Origin of the sequence: Catellatospora tritici (genome assembly GCF_019083965.1) — a bacterium.
Taxonomy (GTDB): Bacteria; Actinomycetota; Actinomycetes; order Mycobacteriales; family Micromonosporaceae; genus Catellatospora; species Catellatospora tritici.
Map to the genome: position 1 here is coordinate 753,827 of NZ_JAHRCY010000001.1, position 19,402 is coordinate 773,228.

Annotated in this window: 16 protein-coding genes and 1 pseudogene; 4 read left to right on the top strand and 13 right to left on the bottom strand. The window is 70.3% G+C overall.

Translation table 11 applies throughout. The features are described 5' to 3' along the window. Positions 1–118 precede the first annotated feature (118 nt). Entirely contained in the window at positions 119–589 is a 471-nt protein-coding gene (locus tag KUA19_RS03300; RefSeq protein ID WP_254548430.1) for an ATP-binding protein, read from the top strand. Here the strand turns inward: KUA19_RS03300 and KUA19_RS03305 are convergent. Further along, a complete protein-coding gene (locus KUA19_RS03305; RefSeq protein WP_217394525.1) occupies positions 561–1,634 on the bottom strand; it encodes an adenosine deaminase in 1,074 nt (357 codons plus the stop codon). The two genes, KUA19_RS03300 and KUA19_RS03305, sit on opposite strands and share 29 nt — an antisense overlap. A 13-nt stretch (positions 1,635–1,647) precedes the next feature. Here KUA19_RS03305 and KUA19_RS03310 point away from each other — a divergent pair, with 13 nt between their 5' ends. Further along, positions 1,648–2,550: a putative RNA methyltransferase gene (locus KUA19_RS03310; RefSeq protein ID WP_217394526.1), complete on the top strand. Its 903-nt coding sequence runs from the start codon at positions 1,648–1,650 to the stop codon at positions 2,548–2,550. Here the strand turns inward: KUA19_RS03310 and KUA19_RS03315 are convergent. The 7 genes and pseudogenes from KUA19_RS03315 to KUA19_RS03345 form a co-directional block, all read right to left on the bottom strand. Continuing rightward, a complete protein-coding gene (locus KUA19_RS03315) occupies positions 2,492–3,169 on the bottom strand; it encodes a DUF4272 domain-containing protein (RefSeq protein WP_217394527.1) in 678 nt (225 codons plus the stop codon). The genes KUA19_RS03310 and KUA19_RS03315 overlap by 59 nt on opposite strands. 2 nt (positions 3,170–3,171) lie before the next feature. Continuing rightward, positions 3,172–4,452, bottom strand: a complete 1,281-nt coding sequence (locus KUA19_RS03320; RefSeq protein WP_217394528.1) for a thymidine phosphorylase — start codon at positions 4,450–4,452, stop codon at positions 3,172–3,174. A gap of 16 nt (positions 4,453–4,468) precedes the next feature. After that, positions 4,469–4,864: pseudogene (locus tag KUA19_RS03325) on the bottom strand (cytidine deaminase); the annotation flags it as partial. Positions 4,865–4,992: 128 nt separating this feature from the next. Further along, positions 4,993–6,258, bottom strand: a complete 1,266-nt coding sequence (locus KUA19_RS03330) for an ABC transporter permease (protein WP_217394530.1) — start codon at positions 6,256–6,258, stop codon at positions 4,993–4,995. A gap of 1 nt (position 6,259) precedes the next feature. Beyond that, positions 6,260–7,645: an ABC transporter permease gene (locus KUA19_RS03335; protein ID WP_217394531.1), complete on the bottom strand. Its 1,386-nt coding sequence runs from the start codon at positions 7,643–7,645 to the stop codon at positions 6,260–6,262. Further along, positions 7,642–9,246 carry an ABC transporter ATP-binding protein gene (locus KUA19_RS03340; RefSeq protein WP_308167303.1) on the bottom strand — a complete coding sequence of 535 codons (1,605 nt, stop codon included), beginning with the start codon at positions 9,244–9,246 and terminating at the stop codon, positions 7,642–7,644. Before KUA19_RS03340 ends, KUA19_RS03335 begins: the two co-directional genes overlap by 4 nt. A gap of 134 nt (positions 9,247–9,380) precedes the next feature. Beyond that, positions 9,381–10,445 (bottom strand): BMP family lipoprotein, encoded by a 1,065-nt coding sequence (locus KUA19_RS03345; protein ID WP_217394702.1) that lies wholly within the window; start codon positions 10,443–10,445, stop codon positions 9,381–9,383. Positions 10,446–10,751: 306 nt separating this feature from the next. On the opposite strand from KUA19_RS03345, the gene KUA19_RS03350 reads away from it, so the two are divergent. After that, on the top strand, positions 10,752–11,099 hold the full coding sequence (locus KUA19_RS03350; RefSeq protein ID WP_217394532.1) for a hypothetical protein: 348 nt from the start codon (positions 10,752–10,754) through the stop codon (positions 11,097–11,099). 214 nt (positions 11,100–11,313) lie between these two features. Here KUA19_RS03350 and KUA19_RS03355 read toward each other — a convergent pair whose 3' ends face one another. The 5 genes from KUA19_RS03355 to KUA19_RS03375 form a co-directional block, all read right to left on the bottom strand. Further along, positions 11,314–12,180, bottom strand: a complete 867-nt coding sequence (locus tag KUA19_RS03355) for a hypothetical protein (protein WP_217394533.1) — start codon at positions 12,178–12,180, stop codon at positions 11,314–11,316. 539 nt (positions 12,181–12,719) lie between these two features. Further along, positions 12,720–14,570, bottom strand: coding sequence for a glycoside hydrolase family 13 protein (locus KUA19_RS03360; protein ID WP_254548432.1), 1,851 nt, complete (start codon positions 14,568–14,570; stop codon positions 12,720–12,722). Positions 14,571–14,602: 32 nt separating this feature from the next. Then, the gene (locus KUA19_RS03365) at positions 14,603–15,532 is read right to left on the bottom strand and encodes a sugar ABC transporter permease (protein ID WP_217394704.1); all 930 of its coding nucleotides are present in this window, start codon (positions 15,530–15,532) and stop codon (positions 14,603–14,605) included. 2 nt (positions 15,533–15,534) lie between these two features. Continuing rightward, a complete protein-coding gene (locus KUA19_RS03370) occupies positions 15,535–16,563 on the bottom strand; it encodes a carbohydrate ABC transporter permease (RefSeq protein ID WP_217394534.1) in 1,029 nt (342 codons plus the stop codon). Positions 16,564–16,737: 174 nt separating this feature from the next. Next, positions 16,738–18,033, bottom strand: a complete 1,296-nt coding sequence (locus tag KUA19_RS03375; protein WP_217394535.1) for an extracellular solute-binding protein — start codon at positions 18,031–18,033, stop codon at positions 16,738–16,740. A gap of 259 nt (positions 18,034–18,292) precedes the next feature. Here KUA19_RS03375 and KUA19_RS03380 point away from each other — a divergent pair, with 259 nt between their 5' ends. Then, a complete protein-coding gene (locus tag KUA19_RS03380; RefSeq protein ID WP_217394536.1) occupies positions 18,293–19,309 on the top strand; it encodes a LacI family DNA-binding transcriptional regulator in 1,017 nt (338 codons plus the stop codon). Positions 19,310–19,402 lie beyond the last annotated feature (93 nt).

Sequence of the window (19,402 nt, forward strand, 5' to 3'; positions counted from 1 at the left end):
TATCCTTCTTGCCGGCCCGTCAGGGTCGGGAAAGTCGTACATAGCGCGGCAGACTGGGCTGCCGGTGCTGTGCCTCGACGATTTTTACAAAGACGGCACCGACCCCACACTCCCCCGAGTGAACGATGCCGTCGACTGGGAGTCGCCACTTTCGTGGGACGCGGCGGCCGCTATGACGGCCGTCACTCAACTGGCGACCACCGGTCGCACCATGACCCCGGCCTACGACATCAGCCTCAGCAAGCGGGTCGGCGAGCACGAGTTCCGGCTGGACGGCGCCCCGCTCTTCTTCGCCGAGGGGATCTTCGCCGCCGACATCGTCGACGCCTGCGCGCGGGCCGGGCTGCTGGCCGACGCGCTCGCGCTGCACCGCCCGCGCACCGTCACCTTCGCCCGCCGCCTGGTCCGCGACCTGGCCGAGAACCGCAAGCCGCCCATGGTGCTGGTGCGCCGGGGCCTGCGGCTGTGGCGCGAGGACCCGGTCGTGCTCGGCCGGCAGCGCGATCTCGGCTGCCGGCCGACCAGCGCGTCGGCGCTGCTGCGCCGAACCCGCTACCTGCTCACAGCAGCTTCGCGTAAGCCGGTTTGATCACCTCGTTGATCAGCTGCAGTCGCTCGTCGAACGGGATGAACGCGCTCTTCATCGCGTTGACGGTGAGCCACTGCAGCTCCACCCAGCCCCAGCCGAACGCGTCCACCAGCAGCGCCATCTCCCGCGACATGCTGGTGCCGCTCATCAGCCGGTTGTCGGTGTTCAGGGTCACCCGGAAGCGCAGGTCGCGCAGCAGGCCGATGGGGTGCTCGGCGATCGAGGTCGCCGCGCCGGTCTGCACGTTCGACGACGGGCACAGCTCCAGCGGGATGCGCTTGTCCCGCACGTACCCGGCCAGCCTGCCCAGCTGACGGGTGTGCGGGTCGATGTCGTCGACGATGCGCACGCCGTGCCCCAGCCGGTCCGCTCCGCACCACTGCAGCGCCTGCCAGATCGAGGGCAGCCCGAACGCCTCGCCCGCGTGGATGGTGAAGTGGAAGTTCTCCCGCTTGAGGTATTCGAACGCGTCCAGGTGCCGGGTGGGCGGGTAGCCCGCCTCGGCACCGGCGATGTCGAACCCGACCACGCCGGCGTCCCGGTACGCCGTGGACAGCTCCGCGATCTCCATCGAGCGAGCGGCGTGCCGCATCGCGGTCAGCAGGGTGCCGATCCGGATCGGGGTGCCCCGCTCGGCCGCCTCCGCGCTGCCCTCGGCGAACCCGGCCAGCACCGCCTCGACCACCTCGGGCAGGGTCAGCCCGGCGGTCAGGTGCTGCTCGGGGGCGTAGCGGACCTCGGCGTAGACCACGCCGTCGGCGGCCAGGTCGAGTGCGCACTCGCGGGCCACCCGACGCAGCGCCGGCGCGGTCTGCATGACCGCCACGGTGTGCGCGAACGTCTCCAGGTAGCGCTCCAGCGAGCCGCTGTCGGCAGCCTCCACGAACCAACGCCCGAGCGCCTCGGGGTCGGTGGCGGGCAGCTCGTGCCCGATCTCGGCGGCCAGCTCGACGATGGTGGCCGGGCGCAGCCCGCCGTCGAGGTGGTCGTGCAGCAGCGCCTTGGGCGCCCGTACGATCTCGTCATAGCTCGGTGTCACATGCATCAAGATATTGCCTGTGCTCACCGATGACCTGATAGGCGCTCTGCGCTGCCCCCTGTGCGCCGCGCCACTCCACCGCGCCGCGTCATCCCTGCGCTGCCCCTCGGCCCACTCGTTCGACCTCTCCCGCCACGGCTACGCCCACCTCGGCACCGGCCGCAAGCTCCCCGAGGGCGACACCTCCGCCATGGTGGACGCCCGCACCCGCACCCACTCCGCCGCCCTGTTCCACCCCCTCCCCCAAGCCGTTGATCATGAACTTATGGACGTGTTCGGCGGCGTGTTCCCACCCTGGCACCGTGATCGACAAAATGAGGGACCGCCGCTGGTGGTGGATCTCGGGGCGGGGACGGGGTACTACCTCGCGGAGGTGCTGGAGAGTTGGCCACAGGCGGGTGGACTCGCGTTCGACGTCAGCAAGGCGGCGCTGCGGCGGGCGGCGAAGGCGCATCCGAGGGCCGGGGCGGTGCTGGCCGACACCTGGGGGCCGCTCCCGCTGGCGGACGGGTGCGCCGACCTGGTGCTGAACGTGTTCGCGCCGCGCAACGGACCCGAGATGCGCCGCGTCCTGGCCGACGGCGGACTGCTGCTGGTGGTCACCCCGACCGCCGACCACCTGCGCGAGCTCCGCGAGGCGTTGCCGCTGCTGGCGGTCGACGAGGCCAAGGAGCGGCGCCTGGCCGCGTCGCTGCCGCAGTTCGAGCAGTTCGGCGCCCGCACCGTCCGCTGGACCATGGACCTGAGCCGTGAGCAGGCGCTGGACCTCATCGGCATGGGCCCCAGCGCCCACCACGTCGACCTGACCGACCTGGCTCGGCGGCTGCCCGACCGCATCGAGGTCACCGCCGGCGTCGACCTGTCTACGTGGACAGGTCGACCTCTTCCCAGCCGCCCGGCGGATCGTGGTACTCCCCGGTGAAGACGACCGCCCACTCCAGCGCCCAGCGCCGCTGCCCGATCGCGTTGGCGTTCAGCTCGCCGGGCACCGGCTGCCCGGCCGCCTCCAGCTGCTGGAACGACCAGTCCAGGCAGTAGTGCAGGTCCAGCGCCGCGGCGACCACGGTGGGGTCGCGCGGGGCGGCCAGCGTACGCGCGCGCCACTGCTCGAACGTCTCCCCGCCCAGCAGGTCGGGGAAGGCCTCCATCAGCCGCACCGGGGGCAGCAGCGGGTCGAGCACCTTGATGACGCCCAGCGTCCACGCCAGTCCGGCCAGCGCGTCCAGGTGCAGCGCGAACGACTGCCGGTCGCCGATCTCCTCGGTGATCCAGTCCCACTCGGGCTGGGTCACGTCGGGCAGCAGCTTGTTGCCGTCGAGCCAGCCGACGGCCGCCTCGGCGGGCATGCCGAAGCAGCGCTCCAGCACCACGTGCAGGATCGCGGCGCGGGCCTCCAGCTCGCCGGTGGGGCGCAGCTCGACCTGGTCCTCCGGCTCCCAGACCAGCGGGAACGTGTCGGGCGGGCACGGTACGCCGAGCCGGTGCAGCTCCTGGAAGCTGGCGGCGCGCACCGCGAGCGGATCGGGTGCGGGTACGGCCACGGTCAGCCGATCCGGTCGATGATGAGCGGACGGGTCGCGGCCGGGCCGTCGGCGATGGTGAACGACCGGGCGGCCAGGTCCAGTGCGGCCGGGATGCGGGCCGGGTCGTCGGTGCGCAGCTCGTACAGCACGTCGCCGGGGCGCACCTTGTCGCCGGGGCGGCGGTGCAGCACCACGCCCGCGGCGGCGCTGACCGGGTCCTCCTTGCGGGCGCGCCCAGCTCCCAGGCGCCAGGCGGCCAGGCCGACACCCATCGCGTCGACGTACGCCACCGTGCCCGCGATGTCGGCGCGCACCTGCTCGACCTCCTTGGCCACGGGCAGCGGCGCGTCGGGGTCGCCGCCCTGAGCCCGGATCATCGCCCGCCACGAGTCCATGGCCCGGCCGTCGTGCAGCGCGTCGGCCGGGTCGACGTCGGACAGCCCGACCGCGTCCAGCATCTCCCGGGCCAGGGCCAGGGTCAGCTCGACCACGTCGGTGGGGCCGCCGCCGGCCAGCACGTCCAGCGACTCCTGCACCTCGACCGCGTTGCCGATGGCCAGGCCCAGCGGCACGTTCATGTCGGTGAGCAGCGCGACCGTGTCGACGCCGTGCGCCCGGCCCAGCTCCACCATCGTGCGGGCCAGCTCGCGGGCGTCCTCGACGGACTTCATGAACGCGCCGGTGCCGACCTTCACGTCGAGCACCAGCGCTCCGGTGCCCTCGGCGATCTTCTTGCTCATGATCGAGCTGGCGATCAGCGGGATCGCCTCGACGGTGCCGGTGACGTCGCGCAGCGCGTACAGCTTGCGGTCGGCCGGGGCCAACCCCTCGCCCGCCTGGCAGATCACCGCGCCCACGGCTTCCAGCTGGGACAGGAACTCCTCGTTGCTCAGCGCCGCGCGCCAGCCCGGGATCGACTCCAGCTTGTCCAGCGTGCCGCCGGTGTGGCCGAGCCCGCGCCCGGACAGCTGCGGCACCGCCGCGCCGCACGCGGCGACCAGCGGGGTCAACGGCAGCGTGATCTTGTCGCCGACACCGCCGGTGGAGTGCTTGTCCACCGTCGGGCGGGAGACCCGAGACAGGTCCAGCCGCTCCCCCGACGCGATCATCGCAGCCGTCCACCGGGCGATCTCGGCGTCGGTCATGCCGCGCAGCAGGATCGCCATGGCCAGCGCCGACATCTGCTCGTCGGCGACGTGTCCGCGGGTGTACGCGTCCACCACCCAGTCGATCTGCGCGTCGGTCAGCACCCCGCCGTCCCGCTTGGCCCGGATGACGTCCACGGCCGCGAAGCCACTCATAAAACCCTCATTCGATTCCGTGTACGGCGGCCAGCTCCGCCGGGCCGAAGCCGCGCGGGAGCAGTTCCGCCATGGTCACCGGGCCGCCCTCGGCGTCGATCAGCATCCGCGGGCCGCCCTGCTCCCACAGCAGCTGACGGCAGCGCCCGCAGGGCAGCAGCGGCTCACCCTCGCCGTTGACGCATGCCATGGCGACCAGACGGCCGCCGCCGGTGGCGTGCAGTTGCGACACCATGCCGCACTCGGCGCACAGCACCACGCCGTACGCCGCGTTCTCGACGTTGCAGCCGACCACGACCCTGCCGTCGTCGACCAGCCCCGCCGCGCCCACCGGGAACTTCGAGTACGGCGCGTACGCCCGGTGCATCACCGCCACCGCGGCCGACCGCAGCCCGTCCCAGTCGATCTCCATCACTCACACCCCACTCCGCATGGTTAGGAAGGGGCCCTTCTACATCGCAAAACGAGCAGAGTTGCTGCTCGCCTCGCTGACGCGAGTCGACGAAGGGGCCCTTCCTTACTCTGGGCTAACGATGTCCGTCAGCCCTTGACGTAGGGTTTGCCGTCGGCGGCGGGTGCGCGCACCCGGCCGATCAGGCCCGTCACCGCGAAGATGGTGGCCACGTAGGGCAGCATGTTCAGGAACTGGCTCGGGATCGGGCTGCCGATACCGACCAGGAACGACGTCAGCGCCCCGAAGAAGCCGAAGAACAGCGAGGCCAGGAAGGCCCCGATCGGGTTCCAGCGCCCGAAGATCATGGCGGCCAGCGCGATGAAGCCCGCCCCGCTGACCATGTACTTGCTGAAGCCGGTGGTCGACTGGAGCGAGAAGTACGCCCCGCCGAACCCGGCCACCAAGCCCGCGATCAGCACGTTCAGGTAGCGCAGGCCCAGCACCCGGATGCCGACGGTGTCGGCGGCCGCCGGGTGCTCGCCGACCGCCCGGGTCCGCAGACCCCACCGGGTGCGGAACAGCGTCAGCGTCACCACGGCCACCGCGATCAGCGAGCCGTAGCTGAAGATCGTGCCGTTGAACAGCGCCGGGCCCAGCACCGGGATCTCCGACAGCCCCGGGATCGGCCAGGTCGGCACGCGGACGGGGAAGTTGTAGGTGTCGGTGTCCGGCCGCATGACCTGTTCGTAGAAGAACGCGGTGAGGCCGCCCGCGAACAGGTTGAGCACGATGCCGACCACGACCTGGTCCACCAGGTACTTGATGGCGAAGACCGCCAGGATCGCCGACAGCAGCGCCCCGCCGATCATCGCCGCGAGCAGCCCCAGCCAGAAGCTGCCGGTCACCGTGCCGAACAACGCGCCGAAGAACGCGCCGGTGAGCAACTGGCCCTCGATCGCGACGTTGACCACGCCGGTGCGTTCGCAGAGCACGCCGCCCAACGAGCCGAAGATGAAAGGGATCGCCGCGGTGAACGTGATCGCGGCGATCGAGCCCAGCGGCATCGTGTGGTACGTGGAGACCGACATCTGCCAGCAGAGCGCCGAGATGATGAAGGCGAGCAGCGCCGACCCGACCAGCAGGCCGAAGTGACGACCGGTGAACAGCAGGGTCAGCCCCGCCGCGACGGCGATCAGGCCGAACAGGATCGCCCCGAGGTTGCCCGGGATGTCGATGCCCTTGCCCTCGACCGTCTCGCCGTAGGCGAAGCGGGCCGCCTCGCTGGTGGCGAGCGCGCCGAACACGATCGTGGCGAGCACGCCGAGGCCGGTCATCACCGCGCCGGTCTTGCGGGCCCGGGTCCAGTAACCCGTCGGCACCGCGAGCTCGACGTCCATCGTGGAGGTCGTCATGTCAGCCCTTCGCGAGCGCGGCCTGCGCGGCGGCAGCCGGCGACCTGCGGAGTCGGTAGATCGTCTTCACCAGCGCGGGCGCCGCGACGAAGAGCACGATCAGCGCCTGGATGACGAAGACCAGCTCCTGCGATACGCCGCTGAAGTTCTGCATGGTGTTGCCACCGGCCTGCAGCGCGCCGAACAGCAGACCCGCGCCGACCACGCCCCACGGCCGCACCCGGCCCAGCAGCGCGACCAGGATGCCGTTGAAGCCGATCTGGCCGAGCATGTCGCCGGTCAGCGCCGGGGCGGTGCCCAGCGCGACCGCGGTGCCACCCAGGCCGGCCAGCGCACCCGCCAGCGCCATGGTCAGCGCCAGCGTGGTGCCGACGCCGATGCCCGCGGTCGCGGCGGCGCTGGGGTTGTGGCCGACCGCGCGCAGCTCGAAGCCGAACCGGCCCCGCTTGAGCAGCCAGGCCACCCCGGCCGCGGTCAGCACGGCCAGGATGATGCCGAGGTTGGCCCGCAGCAGCGGGTCCGGGATCAGCTTGGGCAGGTAGCCGGAGGCCGCGATGGGCTTGCTGATCGCGTCCGGCCGGTTCGGGTCCTTGATCCCCTCCTGGAGGATGTACCAGCCCAGGAAGAGGAACGCGATGTTGTTCAACATGATCGTCAGGATCACCTCATGCGCGCCGGTGCGCGCCTTGAGGACGCCGACGAGGTAGCCGTACAGGCCACCGAGCAGCGCGCCCGCGATCAGGCCGAGCGGCACCTGCACCCACGGGGTGGTCGACAGCGCCAGGCCGACGGTGCCGCCGCCGATGGCGCCCATGACCGCCTGGCCCTGACCGCCGATGTTGAACAGGCCGGCCCGGAACGGCACCGCCACCGCCAGACCCGTGAAGATCAGCGGCGCGGCGTAGGTCAGCGTCTCCGTGATCGGGTAGAAGACCTGCTGCCAGGGCGCCATGTTCCAGTACCACCGGTTGGCGGTGTCCGGGTTGACGATCGAGCCCTTGAACATGTCGCCGTACGCGGTGCTGACGAAGTCCCAGCTCTCGGCGAGCGTCTTGCCGGGCTGGTAGAAGAAGTAGCTCCACTGCTCGCGCAGCTCGGCATTACCGACGATCATGAAAATGCCGCCGCAGAACAGCGCCAGCACGATCGCCAGGATCGTCACCGTCACGCTGTTGTCGGCCCACAGCTCCTCGCGCAGCACCTGCCCGAACGAGCGCTTGGCCGGCTCGGCCGCGCGGTGGTGGCCCACCGGCGGCTCGTCCGCGGTCACCGTGTACTGGTCGAACACCGGCGTCTCCTTGGCCGGGCTCTTGTCCGGCGAGCTGGCGGTCGCCGGAGGCTCCGCCCCGACGGGCTCGTGCGCCTCGAGCGGTTCGTGTGATGTCATGCGGTCACCTCTGCGCCGGGGGTGGGTGAGCTGGGGTCGATCCCGGCCATCAGCAGGCCCAGGGTCTCGCGGGGCGTGTCCGGGGAGACCACGGCCAGCACCCGGCCGCGGTACATCACGGCGACCCGGTCCGCCAGCGCCACCACCTCGTCGAGCTCGCTGGAGACCACCAGCACGCCCGCGCCGCGATCACGCTCGGCCACGATGCGCGCGTGGATGAACTCGATCGAGCCGACGTCCACCCCGCGGGTCGGCTGCGCCGCGATCAGCAGCTTGAGCGGCCGGGACATCTCCCGGGCGACGATCACCTTCTGCTGGTTGCCGCCCGAGAGCGAGCCCACCGGCTGCTCGGCCGACTGGGTGCGCACGTCGAACTCGGCGATCTTCTGCTGCGCCGACGCGTCGATGGCGTCGAGGTCGAGGGCGAACCGCCCGCCGAACGGCGCGTTCCGGTACAGGTCCAGCACCAGGTTCTCCGCCACAGAGAACTCCTTGACCAGGCCGTCCACGCTGCGGTCCTCGGGCACGTAGCCGACGCCCGCCGCCAGCACCTCGCGCGGCCGCCGGTCGGTGATGTCCTGGCCCTCCAGCGTCACCTTGCCCGCCAGCACCGGACGCAGGCCCATGATCGCTTCGATCAGCTCGGACTGCCCGTTGCCCTGCACGCCCGCGATGCCCAGCACCTCGCCGCCGCGCACCACCAGGTCCACGCCGTTGACGGCGCGGTGGTTGCGGGCGTCGGCGACGACCAGGTCGGAGACCTCCAGTACGGGAGCCCCGACGGTCGCCTCCTCCTTCGGCACCTCCAGCACCACGCTGCGCCCGACCATCAGCTCGGCCAGCTCGGACTCGGGGGCGGTGGGCTCGGCCGTGCCGACGGTCCGGCCGCGGCGGATCACGGTGATCCGGTCGGCCACCGCCTTGACCTCGCGCAGCTTGTGCGTGATGAAGACGATCGACTTGCCCGCCGCCTTGAGACCGCGCATGACCTCGAGCAGCTCGTCGGTCTCCTGCGGGGTGAGCACCGCGGTCGGCTCGTCGAGGATGAGCAGGTCGACCTCGCGGGTCAGCGCCTTGACGATCTCGACGCGCTGCTGGATGCCGATGGGCAGGTCCTCGATGATCGCGTCGGGGTCCAGGGGCAGGCCATACCGCTGGGAGACCTCGCGGACGAGGTAGGCCGCCTTGTGGCGGTCGATCAGACCGCCCCTGACCGGCTCGGTGCCGAGCATGATGTTCTCCGCGACGGAGAAGACGGGGACCAGCATGAAGTGCTGGTGCACCATGCCGATGCCGACCTTGATGGCGTCGCCCGGCCCCTTGATGCGTACGGGTGCGCCGTCGACGAGGATCTCGCCCTCGTCCGGCTGCAGCAGGCCGTACAACACGTTCATCAGGGTGGACTTGCCCGCACCGTTCTCGCCGAGCAGGGCGTGGATCTCGCCGGGCTCCACGGTGAGGCTGATGTTGTCGTTAGCGACGAGGTCACCGAAGCGCTTGGTGATGCCGCGCAGTTCGAGTCTCAGCTCCGACCTCCAGAAGTCCGGGCACCCCGGCGCGAGTGCCCGCTCATTATGTGGGCGCCGGCGGGGGTGGTCCACTTCCCCCTTCGCGGCGTGAAGGGAACCGGCCGCCACCCGCTCCGCCTTGTCGGCGGTGCGGGCGGCGGCCGGATCCGTGTTCAGGGGTGGCCGCCCGTTACGGCGATGATCTCACCGAGCGGAGCGGCCGGGTGTCACTTCGGCTGGGCCGGGGACTCCACCTTGATGGTGCCCGCGATGATGTCGGCCTTGAGCTTGTCGATCTCGGCCTTGAGGCCGGCGTCGATCTTGCTGTCGAAGTCGTGGTACGGCGCCAGCGAGACGCCGTTGTTCTCCAGGGTGCCCAGGAAGCCGCCGGTCAGCAGGGTGCCCGGGGTGGCAGCCGACTTGGTCAGCGCGTCCTTGACGCCGTCCGTGGAGTTCTTGACGACCGTGGTCAGCATGACCGAGCCGTACTTGGTGGTGGCGAAGCCGTCGGCGTCGACCCAGATCACGACGTACTTGCTGCCCGCGTTGGCGGCGGTGCCGAGGCCCGCGCCACCGGCGACCGGGAAGATCACGTCAGCGCCCTGGGCGGCCAGGGTGTCCGACTTCTGCTTGCCCTTCTCCTGGCTGACGAAGTCGTCGGTGAACAGACCGTCCTGCTTGGCCTTGTCCCAGCCCAGCAGCTGGACGTTCTTGCCCTTGGCCTTGTTGTACGCGGCCACACCGTCGGCGAAGCCGTCCATGAAGATGGTCACCGGCGCGATCTTCATACCGCCGTAGGTGCCCACCTTGCCCGACTTCGAGTAGCCCGCGGCCAGGTAGCCGGCGAGGTACGCCGCCTGCTGGGTCTCGAACTGGATCGGGTAGACGTTGCTCAGGCCCTGGTTGCCGGCGTCGACGATGGCGAACTGCACCTTCGGGTTCGCGGTGGCGACCTTCTTGGTGGCGTCGCCCATCAGACCACCGACGGCCTGCACGAACTGGCAGCCCTTGCTGACCGACTGGGCCAGGTTCGGGTCGTAGTCGGCCATGGTGGTCGACGGGGTGTAACCCGCGTGGATGGCCGGGTTCGCGCTGGCCGCAGCCTGCATACCCGCCCACGACGAGGCGTTGAACGAGTGGTCGTCGATACCGCCGGTGTCGGTCACCATGCAGGCCTCGAACTTGGCCGCGGCGGCGCTGGTGGAGCCGGCGTTCGGCTCCTCAGTCGGCTTGCTGCAGGCGGCCGCGGCCAGAGCCAGGCCGGCCGCCGCGACGAGCGCGACAATCTTCATCCCACGCACAGGGCGCAAGACGGTCTCCTCTCCCATAAAGACACCGCGCGACGAACGAACACCCGGATCCCAGGCGACGGCACGGTGAACCTCGTCAGGCAACGTACCTTCCACGCCGCCGTTCGAACGACAATCGTGCAGGGTTGTTGAACGCTCGTTACCCGCGCGTGACCCCGACGTGTAAAGAATCACGAAAATGCTTCGACCAGGGCCCGAGCGAACCCGACAACCGGCCATGAACAAGGCGTTTCCTGCGGACGCTCCTGGCTGACGGATCGACCCGCCCCTGGCGTACCCTCAGCGTTCGTGGAGGCTCTTCGTCTGATTCTGCGGTACGTGCACCTCGTCGGCTTCGCCCTGCTCCTGGGCGGCGCGGTGGTCCAGTACCTGTCCGGCAAGATCCGCGTCAACTCCGTCATGGTCTGGGGCGCCAGCATCCAGCTGCTCTCCGGCATCGCGCTGAGCGCGCCGCTGGGCCGCGCGATCCAGCCCGACCCGACCAAGCTGGCGGTCAAGGGCGTCATCGCGCTGCTGATCTTCATCATGGTCATCGTGCCGTTCGTGAAGAAGCGCGAGAGCGTCAACCCCGGTCACTTCTTCGCGATCATCGGCCTGACCCTGATCAACGCCGCGGTCGCCGTCTTCTGGCACTGACCCCGACCGTCCCGCCCACCCCGGGCGGGACGGTTCCTCCAGGTCCCGTTTCGTGCAGGTCCCGTTTCGTGCAGGTCCCGTTTCGTGCAGGTCCCGTTCGTGCAGTTTCCCCGAAATTGCGCGAAAGCGGCCTCGGATTCCAGCAGTTTCCCCGAAACTGCAGCGCCGACGCCGCGACGGTCCCAGGACGGGCGGGCCAGCGGCGACGGGCGGGCTAACGGCGGCGGCCGCGCAGAGCCGCGCGAAGGTCGGTGACCAACCCGTCGAAATCCTCGGTCAGGCGCGCCGTCGTCACGGTCAGGACCGTCCAGCCCGCCTCGTCGGGCACCGGCACGCGTGGGCGCCGCTGGGCCTCGTCCGCCTCGCACACCACGCCGACCCGCTGCTGCGGCCACGCCAGCTCCAGCGACGGCGCCGGACCGTCACCGGTCTCGACGACGTAATGCAGGACTGGAGCGGGCAGGTTGGCCTGCGCCAACTTCACCCGCAGGCGGCTCTCCAGCGGCGAGCGCGCCGCTGGGTCGGCCAGGTTCGCGGCCTTGAGCAGCCGGTTCCACCCGGGCGTGCCGATCCGGGCGTTGGCGTACTCCACCAGCGCGCCCGTGCTCACCACCCGCCGCGTCGTCAGCACGTCGATCAGCGCCACCGCGTCGGCGAGGTCCAGCCATCGGGCCAGATCCCAGCAGGTGCGCTGCGGCGTCGTCACCCGGATCCCGTCGGTGCGCCGGGTGATGTCCTTGTCCGGCACCGCCCCCCGGTGCACCAGCAGCCCCGCCATCGGCCCGAACCGGCCCGCCGTCAGCACCTCCACCGGCCCGTCCGCCTCGTACGGCGCGCCGTACAGGCTCGCGGCGGAGCGGCCCGCGATGACGCCATCCTCGGGCAGCAGGAAGTCGACGACGGCGAGGCAGCGCAGGCGGTGCGTGATGGTGAGCGCTCGGTCGGCGTACACACCCCGGAACAGCGGCTGCCAGGCGGTGCTGCGCAGCTGCGCTGGAGTGAGCAGCCCCGAGCGCACCGCATCGGCCCCACGGAAGATCCGTCGGGTCAGCTCATCGGGACGTAGCGGCGGCTTGGGCACCGCGCCAGCGTAGGCACCCCTCGCCACAGTGGATCAACCAGACACGCTGACTAATGTCCACCAGCCCAACCCCACCCCGCCCCAACCATGCCCGCAACCTGCGGCGGACAGGGTTAAGAAGGGCCCCTTCCCCTACGCAAAGCGATAAGAAGGGCCCCTTCCTTACCTCCAGGCCCCCCGCGCGCTCGCCGGCGGCGTCTGGACTGAGGAGCGTGACTGGGCCAAAGGCCCAGCAGCGACGAGGGAAGACGCCGCCTGAAAGGCGAGCGCGCCGCGCCTGCGGAGGCAGGCGCCATAGAGCAGAGCGAGCGCGCCGCGCCTGCGGAGGCAGGCGCCATAGAGCAGAGCGAGCGCGCCGCGCCTGCGGAGGCAGGCGCCATAGAGCAGAGCGAGCGCGCCGCGCCTGCGGAGGCAGGCGCCAGGAATACGGCTGGTGGTGGCGCACGGGGTCGAACCGCGCGCCACCACCGCCTGCTTCGGGCACGTCGGCCGCGGCTTGGCGGCGGCTGATCATGCGGTTATGGATCATGCCAGGTTGATCAGGTCAGGCGCCAGACCCCGAAGCCGGGGCCGTCGCCGGGTAGCGTGACCGCGCCGTCGTCGCCGACCACGAGTTCGGTCGGGCCGTACAGGGCGGGCACGCGGGTGCCGGGGGTGAGGCCGAGCGGGAGCACGACCGGGTCACCTGCGTCGCGGCGGGCCGCGATCAGGAGCGACTCGGACTCCGTCTCGCGCAGGTAGATCAGGGTGTCGGCGTCGGCGTGCAGCCAGCGCAGGCCGCCGTCGCGCAGTGCGGGTTCGGCGGTGCGCAGGCCCATGAGCTCCCGGTATGCCGAGAGCGTCGGCTCGTCGCGGTCCTCGGGTCGCCGCCACGGCATCGGGGTGCGCGCGTTCTCGCCGTTCCAGCCGGTCAGCCCGAACTCGCTGCCCGCGTACAGCATCGGCACGCCCGGGTAGGTGGCCAGCAGGCCGACCGCGACCAGGTGCCGTTCGCGCGAGCCGGTGATGGTGCGGATGCGCGGGGTGTCGTGCGAGTCGACGATGGTCCACGAGTTGAGCAGCGTGCGCCAGGAGACCCGGCCCGCGAACGCCCGCATCGTGGCGTACGCCGCCGTCCCGGGCCGTCGCGGCACGTCCCCCGGCACGTCGAAGAACGCGGACAGTTCGGTGTCTCCGCCGCGCAGCCAGGTCCACACCGGCCGGGTGAAGCCGAGGTAGTTCATGGTGCCGTGCCACCCGTCGCGGTCCATGTCCGCGGTCGGGTCGTGGGTGTACTCGGCCAGCAGCACCGCGTCGGCGGGCAGCGCGGCGCGCAGCATCCGGGCGACGTCGTGGCCGTCGTCCTGCCCGGCCCGGCGGCCGGTCTGGTGGGCGACGTCGACGCGCCATCCGTCGAAGTGCTCCAGCCAACGGCGCAGCACCGCCGCCATCCGGCTGCGCACCAGTTCGCTGGACCAGTCGAGCTTGGGCAGCCGGGGCTCGTCCCAGAACGACTCGTACCCGTGCGCGGGCAGCGGCTGGTCGGAGTGGAAGTAGTACATGCCGCGCTCGGGCGCGTCCGGGTCGGCCAGGGCGGCCCGGAACCACTCGTGCGCGGCGCCGGTGTGGTTGGTGGTGATGTCGCCGAGCAGCCGCATGCCGCGCTCGCGCACCGACTTGGCCAGCCGGGCCAGCGCGTCGTCGCCGCCGAGCAGCGGGTCGACCGCGTCGAAGGTCGAGGCGTCGTACCGGTGGTTGGAGCGGCCCGGGAAGATCGGGGTGAGGTAGACGGTGTCCGCGCCGACGGACCGGATGTGGTCCAGGTGCTCGGTGATGCCGTCGAGGTCGCCGCCGAAGAACTGCTCGGCGGTGCCGGGACCCCGTCCCTGCGCCTCGTCGCGGTCCCAGTCGGCGGGCAGCGCCCAGTCCGGCAGCGCGTCGGGGTCCTGCGGCCCGGCGGCGGCCGAGCGGGCGAAGCGGTCGGGGAAGATCTGGTACACCACGGCCTGGGCCGCCCACGCGGGCGGCGGCTCGTACGACACCAGCTTGAAGTCCGTGTCGTCGGTGACCTCGTGCTCGGCCACGCCCGCCGAGGTCAGCCAGTACGGCGGCCCGCCCGCCGGGGTGAGCCGGAACCGGTAGTTGGTGACGCCGTTACGCGCCCGCAGCCGCACCCGCCACCAGACGTCGGACGCGCCGTAGCCGCCGAGTCGGGCACCGGCGCGGTCGGGGTCGACCTCGGCCGCGTAGACGACCGGTTCGCGGTCGAACGTGGCCCGCACCTGCACCGCGGTGACCCCGGCCGCCGCGGGCACCCGCACCCACACCGTGACGGTGTCGCCGAGCGCGGGTGTCGCGTGGGACACATAGAGGCCGGACCCGTCGTGGTGCGGCTGGTTCGCCAACGTCATCCGGCCTCTCCCTCCTGCTTGGTGTCCCGCGCTCAGCCCTTGGTCCCACCGGCGGTGAGACCGGAGACCAGGTGCCGCTGCACGTAGAGGAAAACGAGCGCGGCGGGCACGGTGACGAGCACGGCGGCCGCGGTCAGGTACTCCCACTGCGGGTTGAACTGCGGCACGAACTGGCGCATGCCGTAGGACAGGGTGAACTTGTCATCGGTCTGGATGAACGCCGACGCGTACGCCAGCTCGCCCCACGCGGTGAGGAAGGTGTAGAACGCGGTCACCGCGACGCCCGGCCGGGCCAGCGGCATGACCACCTTCCAGAACGTCATGAACGGCCCGCACCCGTCGATCGAGGCGGCCTCGTCCAGCGAGGTCGGGATCGAGTCGAAGTAGCCCTTGAGCATCCAGGAGCAGAACGGCACCGCGATGGTCAGGTACGCGATGATCAGCGACGCGTGGGTGTTGATCAGCCCGAACGCGGCCATGATCTGGTAGATCGGCACGATCAGGATCGCCACCGGGAACATCTGCGTCACCAGGAACACCAGCATCAGCTGGCGGCGGCCGGGGAAGTTGAACCGCGACAGCGCGTATCCGGCGGTGGCCGACATCAGGATGCCGAAGAACATGGTGGCGGCCGCGACCAGCACCGAGTTGAACACCCAGGACGGGAAGTTGGTCTGGGTGAGCACGTACTCGTAGTTGGCCAGGGTGGGTTCCTTGACCAGCGTCAGCTCGGTGCTCTGGATCCACTCCTTGGGCTTGAACGACGCGGCCATCACCCACACGATCGGGAAGATCGCGATCAGCGAGGCGAGCACCAGCGTGCCGTGCAGACCGAGCGAGGCCAGCGGCGAGCGCTTGCTGCGGGGCCGAGCCGCCCGGGTCAGGGGCTGCGGCATGCGGTTGGGTGCCTGCGGCAGGCGGCTGGTCGACGCCTCCCGGACTGGCGAGTAGCTCTCGGACATGGTCACCACACCTCACCCTGCTTGCGCAGCATGCGCCGGTAGAACACGGAGAAGACGAGCAGGATCGACAGGATCAGCACGCCGTATGTCGAGGCCAGCGAGTAGTTGCGCAGGCCCTCGAAGGCGGCCCGGAACGAGCCGGTCACCAGGATCTCGGTCTGCCCGGCGGGCTGGCCCTGGGTGACCAGGAAGATCACCGGGAACATGTTGAAGGTCCAGATGGTGCCCAGCAGGATCACGGTCATGCTGACCGAACGCAGGCCGGGCAGGGTGATGCTGACGAAGCGCTGCCACGGGCTGGCGCCGTCGATCTCGGCGGCCTCGTACTGCTCGGTGGGGATGGTCTGCATGCCGCCGAGCAGGGCCACCATCATGAACGGCACGCCCAGCCAGATGTTGGTGAGGATCGCCGTCAGCAGCGAGGTCTTCCAGTCGGCGAACCACTCGACCGGGTCCAGCCCGACCTTGGTCAACAGCGCGTTGAACAGGCCGAACTTCTCGTTGAACATGAACTTCCAGGCGAACGCCGACACGAACGCCGGCACCGCCCACGGCAGGATCAGCAGCACGCGGTAGACGCCGCGGCCCCGCATCGGCCGGTTGAGCATCACGGCCAGGCCCAGCCCGATGGTGTAGTGGAACACCACGCAGCCGACGGTCCAGAGCAGCGTGATGCCGAACCACTGCCAGAACTGGCCGACCTTGCCCGAGAGCACGTCCACGTAGTTGTCGAAGCCGACCATGTGCCAGGCGTCGGGGTTGGCCTTGCAGGTCTCGGTGCCGGTGATCGACTTGGTGCAGATCTCGGCCAGTTGGTTGGCCTCGGTCAGGTTGGTGAAGGAGAGGAACACCCCGCGTGCCAGCGGGTAGATGATCAGCACGCCGAGGACCGCGACCACCGGCGCGACCATCGCCCAGGCGTACCAGTGCCGGTCCCAGCTGCGGCGCAGCCAGGACGGACGGTTCGCGGGCCGGTGGTTGCGGGAGGCCGGGCTGGTCGTGGAGGGCGGTGTCGCCGTCACTGTGCTCACGGAGGGCTCCGAGGTTCAGGGGTGGTGACGCGGGCTGGCAGTGCCCGGAAAGGGATATGCGGGGCGGCGGGCGGGGCCCCGCGGGGGCCGCCCCCCCCGCCGGCGGGGGGGGGCGTTTGGTGTGGGGGGGGGGGGGGGGGCCCCCCCCGGCCCCCCCCCCCCCCCGCCGCCTGCTCAGGAGAGCGTGTAGTTCTTCACGACCTCGTTGAGGTACTTCTGCGCGACCGCGTCGAGCGAGGTCTTCGCGTCCTTGCCCTGCACCAGGGTCTCGGTCGCCATGGCGTCGAGCGGGCCGAAGAACTGGCCGCCCTCCGGGATCCACGGGCGGGCCGAGGCGGTCGCGATGACCGGGCCGAAGGCCGAGATGATCGGGTTCGACTTGACCGAGGCGATGTCGTACGCCGACTTGCGGGTCGGCAGCACGCCGAGCTTGTCAGCCAGGAACGCCTGCGACTCGGCCGAGGACATGAACTTCACGAACTTGACCGCCGCGGCGGCCTTGTCCTGCGCCATGCCGGAGTACAGCACGTAGTTGTGGCCGCCGACCGGGGCGCCCGCCTTGACCGAACCGGCCGGGACCGGCGCGATGCCCAGGTTCTCGATGCCACCGAAGGTGGTCGCCGAGCGGACGTTGTTGACCTCCCACGGCCCGTTGATGATCATGGCGACCTTCTGCTCCTTGAACAGGGTCATCATGGTCCCGTAGCCGTCCGCCGCCGGCGGCTTGACCGCGGCGCCGGACTTGACGAGGTCCTGCGCCACCTTGATACCGGCCACGTTCGCCGCCGAGTTGACGACGATCTTCTTGCCGGCGGTGTCGACCAGGTCGCCACCCTCGCCGTAGATGAAGGGCAGCAGGAAGTAGCCACCGGGGTTGATGAACAGGCCGTCCTTGCCGGACTTGGCCTTGATCGCCGCGGCGGCGGTCTTGACGTCAGCCCAGGTCTTGGGGGCCTCGGTGATGCCCGCGTCGGCGAACATCTTCTTGTTGTAGAGCAGCGCCAGCGAGTCGGTCACCTGCGGGACGCCGAAGGTCTTGCCGTCGAACTTGTTCGAGCCCATCGGGGTCGGGAAGAAGTCCGACTCGTCGGCGAGCAGCTCGGAGCCGTCGAGGTTGTACAGGTAGCCCAGGGAGGCGAACTCCGGCACCCACGCCACCTCGGCGCGCAGGATGTCCGGGGCGCCGCTCTTGGCCGCAGCAGCCGTCTTGAACTTGTTCTGGGCCTCACCGAACGGGACCGACTGGTAGTTGATCTTGATGTTCGGGTAGGTCGTGTTGAACTTGGCGATCAGCTCCTTGAACGCCGGGCCCTCGTTCGCCGGGTCGGACGTGTCCCACCACGTCAGCTCGGCCTTGAGGTCCGCGGGGTTGTTCTTCGGGGCCTCGGGCGTGTCCTTGCCGCACGCCGCCGCCGCGAGGGCGAGAACGGCGGAGGCAACGACAGCGATCCCGCGGGCGGTGCGACGCATGTGCGCTCCTTGGGGGAATGTCTGGGTCAGTCAGCGCCCACGCGACAGGTTCGTCACACGGGCGGGGGGTGGTGCCAGCCGCGATACGCCGCGCTGGAAGATCTTCCAGAACTGCTGACGTACGGCAGCACCCCGTTGCCGGGGTCATGCTTGCTGATATGAAGTTTGTTGCCGGGAGGTTAGCAAGTCTTTGCAGAGATTGGAAGTCCTTTCAGTTCCGGACTCTCCAGATCACGCTCTCCTGCGTTAGAGTGCCGCCATGCGCGCACGACTCTCTGACATCGCCCAGCAGGCGGAGGTCAGCGAAGCCACCGTCTCCCGAGTGCTGAACGACCGCCCCGGTGTCTCCGCCGACACCCGGCAGGCCGTGCTGACCGCACTCGATGTGCTGGGCTACGAAAGGCCCGCTCGCCTGCGCAAACGTAGCGCGGGCCTGGTCGGCCTGGTCGTTCCCGAGCTGGACAACCCGATCTTCCCGGCGTTCGCCCAGATCATCGAGACCTCGCTGGCCCAGCAGGGCTTCACGCCGGTGCTGTGCACCCAGACCCCCGGCGGCGTCACCGAGGACGAGTACGTCGAGATGCTGCTCGACCGGCAGGTCAGCGGCATCGTCTTCGTCTCCGGCCTGCACGCCGACTCCACCAGCGACCCCGAGCGCTACCGCAAGCTGATCGCGCGACCCCTGCCGATCGTGCTGGTCAACGGGTACGCCGACGGCATCGAGGCCCCCTTCATCTCCTGCGACGACCGCGCCGCCGGCGAGCTCGCCGTGTCGCACCTGGTCGCGCTCGGGCACAAGAAGATCGGCCTGATCTCCGGCCCGGACCGCTACCTGCCCGTCCAGCGCAAGATCGAGGGCTACCGGTCGGCCATGCGCCGCCTGCTCGGCCTGTCCGACGCCCAGATCAACGAGATGATCTCGCTGTCGCTGTTCGGCGTGGAGGGCGGCGACGCGGCCGCGTCGCGCCTGCTCGACCGCGGCGTGACCGGCTTCGTCTGCGGCTCCGACCTGATGGCGCTGGGCGCGATCCGGGCGGTGCGCCAGCGCGGACTACAGGTGCCCACCGACGTCTCCGTGGTCGGCTACGACGACTCACCCCTGATCGCGTTCACCGATCCGCCCATGACCACGCTGCGCCAGCCCGTCCGGGCGATGGCCGTGGCGGCCGTACGGGCACTGGTCGATGAGATCAAGGGACACCCGGCCCCCCACTCGGAGTACATTTTCCGACCGGAACTGGTCGTTCGGGGCTCAACCGCCGCCTACAGCGGGTGACGTGACGGTCAGCGTGACGGCTGAAACTTTCTGAAAACACTTGCTTGACTCTTGCGTAGCTTGCGCGACATCCTTCATAGGTTGATTTCTGCT